We start from the raw sequence: 4,696 nt of genomic DNA on the forward strand, positions 1-4,696 counted from the left end.
CTCAACCTCACGCAGCTTCCCGATAATCTCCTCGGGCTTGTGCTTCTTCGAAGGCATTCGTCGTCCCTTCCTTGATCCAGACTGTCATAGTCGATGGACCACTCAGAAGGGGGCAGCTCAGATCTTCACGTCAGCATACCCGAACCTATCGATCCGCTCGGGCTCAGGCCCAGGCCCAGGCCGCGCTACCGAGAATAATGCTCATCCTCGAAATGCTATTACGTGCGGGACAGGCCAGCCGAACCCGTCTTTTTCAACAGCCACGGACGGTTGTGACACCATGGCTCACCGGTTTGCTGGCTTGCAAGAAGCCGGCGCGAACGCTTCCAAAATGCGGCACTCGGACATGGTGCCGCCCCGGCAGGAGGTCAGCAGCGCAGCCAGCTCGCGCCGGAGCGCGGCGAGGTCCGCGATCTTGCGGTCTATATCGGCCAGATGCCCGCTCGTGAGTTCATCGACCGAGCCGCAGTCGCGGCCAGGCTCACTTGCCAGATCAAGCAATGCGCGCACTTGGTCGAGCGGGAACCCGAGGTCGCGGGCGCGCCGAATGAACGTTAATCGGGATAGATCGTGAGCTGTGTAGGAGCGATAGTTGCCATCCGTCCGCACAGGAGGGTCGATCAAACCTACCTTTTCGTACCAGCGGACCGTTTCGACCTTGGTGGCCGCGGCCTTGGCGAGCTTCCCGATCGTGAGCACTTCGACCATCACTTGACCCTGTAGTGACTACAGGGACTAGATAGGTGGCCATGACGATTCGGTCGAGGTGACGATCATGGCGTGCAACTCCTGCCCTTCCGAGAAGCGGTCGGCGAATGACGGGCCCGCGTGGAGGCGCGTGCTTTGGATCGCGCTCGCCATCAACGCGGGCATGTTCGCGGTCGAGATCGTCGCCGGCATCACTGGCGGCTCGAAGGCGCTGCAAGCCGACGCGCTCGATTTCTTCGGAGATGCCGCCAACTATGCCATCAGCTTGGGCGTCGCAGGCATGGCGTTGACGTGGCGCGCGCGAGCCGCGTTGCTCAAAGGCGCAACACTGGCGGTGTTGGGGATTTACGTCCTGATCGCCACCGCATGGGCAGTGCTTCACGGCGATGTGCCGCAGGCCGGGATCATGGGTGCGATCGGCGTCGCGGCCTTGATTGCGAACGTGATCGTCGCGGTGATGCTGTTCCGGTTCAGGGGCGGCGACGCGAACATGCGATCGGTGTGGATATGCTCGCGCAACGACGCGATCGGCAACGTCGCCGTCGTTGCAGCGGCAGCGGGCGTGTTCGGCACCGGCACGGCATGGCCGGACCTTATCGTCGCGACATTGATGGCCGGGCTTGGTTTGTGGGGCGGCGCGCAGATCGTGCAGCAGGCACGGCGCGAGCTGGCGACCACCCAAGCAGCCCCTATGGTCGCGGCGGAGTAAATCCATGCAAATCGCTTTGACCCGCCACTTCCTGATCGGCACGGCCGCCCTGATCGCAGCGTTGCCCGGCCATGCCGTCAACGCTCAGGATGCACCCACGCCGCAGGCGCAGCCCGCCCCTGAAGCGGAGGAGGAAGGCGAAGATATCGTCGTTCAGGCGACGCGCTCCGGTCGCCGGGTGCAGGACGAACCGATCCGGGTGGAAGTGATCGACCGTGAGGAGATCGAGGAGAAGATCCTCATGGCCCCCAGCAATATCTCAATGGTCGTCGCCGAGACGGGGGGCTTGCGCGTGCAGGTTACATCGCCCGCGATCGGCGCGGCGAACGTGCGCGTGCGCGGGTTGGAGGGCCGCTATACCCAGCTCCTGGCAGACGGTCTTCCGCTCTTTGGTGGGCAGGCGTCCTCCCTTGGGCTGTTGCAGATACCCCCTACCGACCTGGGGCGGGTGGAGGTCATCAAGGGCGCTGCATCCGCGCTCTATGGCCCTTCCGCGCTGGGTGGCGTCATCAACCTTGTCTCGCGTCGTCCCGGCGATGCGCCCGAAGCCGAGTTCCTGTTGAACGCGACGACTCGCAACGGCCAGGATGCGACCGGCTATGCTGCGGCACCGCTCGGGAATGGGTTCAGCGGCTCAATCACGGGCGGCGCGCATCGGCAGCGCCGGCAGGACTTGAATGACGATGGGTGGGCGGACATGCCCGGCTTCGACCGATACACGGTGCGCCCCCGGCTGTTCTGGGAAGGGTCGGACGGAGCCAGTGTGTTCGCCACGGTGGGCGCGATGACTGAGGACCGCGACGGCGGAACCCTACCCGGCCGCGTCGTGCCCGATGGTCGTCCTTACCGACAGGATCAAGATACGACGCGCCTAGACGCAGGCCTTGTGGCCGAGCTGCCCGTTGACGGGCTGGGGACGGTGCGCGTGCGCGCGTCGGGCATGACGCAGGATCACCGGCACCGGTTCGGCGATGTGATCGAGGACGACCGGCACCGCACCGCGTTCGGCGAGGCGTCGATTGCCGACAAGGCGGGCGGAACGAGCTGGGTCGCGGGCATCGCGTTCCAGGTCGATGATTATCGGTCCGAGACGTTCCCGACGTTCGACTACAGCTATACGGCTCCGGGAGTGTTCGGGCAGATCGAGCATGACGTGACCCGCGACGTGACTATCGCCGGCAGCGCCCGCGCCGACTTCCACAGCGACTATGGCACCCGGCTCAGCCCACGCGTGTCGCTGCTTTACCGGCCTGATCGCTGGACCGTCCGTGCGTCGGTCGGGCGCGGGTTTTTTGCGCCCACCCCGTTCGTGGACGAGATTGAGGACGCGGGACTTTCGCGGCTGGAGCCGCTTGGCGGGTTGAAGGCTGAGGTCGCCGACACCGCTTCGCTCGATGTGGGCTACACCCGCGGCCGAACCGAGGTGAATGCTTCGCTGTTCGCGTCTCGCGTCGATAATGCCTTGCGGCTTGATCCGACCGGGCCAGCGAGCGTCCGCTTGGTGTCGGTGGACGGCATGACGCGCGCGCGCGGCGTCGAGCTGCTGGTTCGGCAGCGTTTAAACGATTTCAGCGTGACGGGCAGCTACGTCCATGTCCACGCGACCGAACCCGACCCGATCGGCCAGGGACGCCGCAGCGTCGAGCGCACCCCGCGCGACACGGCGGGCGTGGTGGCCGTCTGGGAGAAGGAGGGCAAAGGCCGGCTCGGCTTCGAGGCCTACTACACTGGCCGGCAGCGACTTGAGGACAACCCCTATCGGGAACGCAGCCGTCCTTACGTCGAACTCGGCGTGTTGGGCGAGATCGTGCTCGGCCGCGCTAGGCTGTTCCTCAATGCCGAGAACATCCTCGGCATCCGGCAGACCAAATACGATCCGATCCTACGCCCCACCCGAGCGCCCGATGGTCGCTGGACGGTCGATGTGTGGGCACCCACCGAGGGGTTCGTGCTGAATGGTGGAGTCCGGTTCCGCTTTGGCGGTAGCTGACAAATACAACGCCGGTGTCACAACCGGTCGGTTCTGACGGGTATGGTTGGGCTACGGCTATCCACGTGCCCGCCGGTGTCAGAGATCAGTGTCAGAACTCGCCGGCCATGGTGGCCGGCGGACGGCGCTGGAATGGCCTGAGGTGTGCCACGTGGCACACCAGTGGATGCACGCTTGCGTGCAGCGCGTCTTGCTGGCGCCGCATCCCTCCCCCGGAGGCCGTTCGGCGCGGGGAACACCAAGGGCGGCTGCCCTTTCGTTCCCGAACGACAATCGTGCCCCCCGTGTAATCCGCCAACCGCAGTACCCGACGCCTTGTAGGCGTCGACCGCGCTAGGCGGCTCGCCCGCGCCAGGGGCAAGATTCTCGCCCTCCCTCCCCATCCCGTTCCTCGCCGGAAAGGCAGAGCCGGTTGCTGTTGCGACCGGCTTGCAGCCTCGAAGGAAAGGAAGAAATCATGGGACGGATCACCGACACCCGGGCTGACATTTATCAGGAGATCACCGACCAGATGATTGCCATGATCGAGGCGGGCACCCGGCCTTGGTCGAAGTCGTGGAACGGTAGCACCGCGCCCAATATCCCGCTCCGCTCAACCGGCGTTCCCTATCGCGGCATCAACGTCCTGACCTTGTGGGTCGCATCCATGACGAAGGGCTATGCCTCCCCGCATTGGCTCACCTTCAAGCAGGCACTCGCGCTCGGCGGTTGCGTCCGCAAGGGCGAGAAGGGCTCCACGGTAGTCTATGCCAACAAGATCGAGGTGGACGACGGCAAGGGCGATCAGGGGAGCGACGAGGGCAAGCGTCAGGTCGCGTTCCTCAAGCGCTACACCGTCTTCAATGCCGAGCAGATCGACGGCATCGAGGCGAAATACCCGGCCCCTCCCCCGATCATCACCGCCACCAATCCAGACGAGCGCGACGCCGAGCTGGACACCCTCTTTTCCCGCGTGCCCGTCACCGTGCGGCATCACGGGTCGCAGCCCTACTATCAGCCAAGCGGCGATCACGTCGTCATGCCGGCCTTTGCCGACTTCCACGCCAGCGATGCCTATTATTCGACCCTCGCGCACGAGCTTTGCCACGCAACAGGCCATGTCGACCGGCTCGCCCGTCCCACGCTCATGTCCACCAAGCGCGAGGACTATGCCCGTGAGGAACTGGTCGCCTTATCTGGACAGTCTGCACCGTGCCTGTCGCTTCATTGAACGGTATGATCCGGGCACGACGCAGGGGGTCATCAGGCCGGATGAAGCGCTATCCATAAGCTGGCGTAGTCCGGCCTGA

The 4,696-nt window shown here is 64.9% G+C and carries 4 protein-coding genes; 3 read left to right on the top strand and 1 reads right to left on the bottom strand.

Features of this window, described 5'->3' with window-relative positions; genetic code table 11:
- Positions 1 to 285: 285 nt before the first annotated feature.
- Positions 286 to 708 carry a MerR family transcriptional regulator gene (locus tag MHZ35_RS17630; protein ID WP_239436818.1) on the bottom strand — a complete coding sequence of 141 codons (423 nt, stop codon included), beginning with the start codon at positions 706 to 708 and terminating at the stop codon, positions 286 to 288.
- A gap of 67 nt (positions 709 to 775) precedes the next feature.
- Here MHZ35_RS17630 and MHZ35_RS17635 point away from each other — a divergent pair, with 67 nt between their 5' ends.
- The 3 genes from MHZ35_RS17635 to MHZ35_RS17645 all read left to right on the top strand — a co-directional run bounded on the left by MHZ35_RS17635 (position 776) and on the right by MHZ35_RS17645 (position 4,617).
- On the top strand, positions 776 to 1,417 hold the full coding sequence (locus MHZ35_RS17635) for a cation transporter (RefSeq protein ID WP_239436819.1): 642 nt from the start codon (positions 776 to 778) through the stop codon (positions 1,415 to 1,417).
- 4 nt (positions 1,418 to 1,421) lie between these two features.
- On the top strand, positions 1,422 to 3,407 hold the full coding sequence (locus MHZ35_RS17640) for a TonB-dependent receptor plug domain-containing protein (RefSeq protein ID WP_239436820.1): 1,986 nt from the start codon (positions 1,422 to 1,424) through the stop codon (positions 3,405 to 3,407).
- A gap of 457 nt (positions 3,408 to 3,864) precedes the next feature.
- A complete protein-coding gene (locus MHZ35_RS17645; protein ID WP_239436821.1) occupies positions 3,865 to 4,617 on the top strand; it encodes an ArdC family protein in 753 nt (250 codons plus the stop codon).
- The last annotated feature ends 79 nt before the right edge of the window (positions 4,618 to 4,696 follow it).

Origin of the sequence: Sphingomonas sp. ACRSK (genome assembly GCF_022346685.1) — a bacterium.
In the GTDB taxonomy this organism is placed as follows: domain Bacteria; phylum Pseudomonadota; class Alphaproteobacteria; order Sphingomonadales; family Sphingomonadaceae; genus Sphingomonas; species Sphingomonas molluscorum.

Coding starts and splice junctions, on each gene's coding strand:
- MHZ35_RS17630 (WP_239436818.1), bottom strand. CDS start 708: ATGGTCGAAGTGCTCACGATCGGGAAGCTCGCCAAGGCCGCGGCCACC.
- MHZ35_RS17635 (WP_239436819.1), top strand. CDS start 776: ATGGCGTGCAACTCCTGCCCTTCCGAGAAGCGGTCGGCGAATGACGGG.
- MHZ35_RS17640 (WP_239436820.1), top strand. CDS start 1,422: ATGCAAATCGCTTTGACCCGCCACTTCCTGATCGGCACGGCCGCCCTG.
- MHZ35_RS17645 (WP_239436821.1), top strand. CDS start 3,865: ATGGGACGGATCACCGACACCCGGGCTGACATTTATCAGGAGATCACC.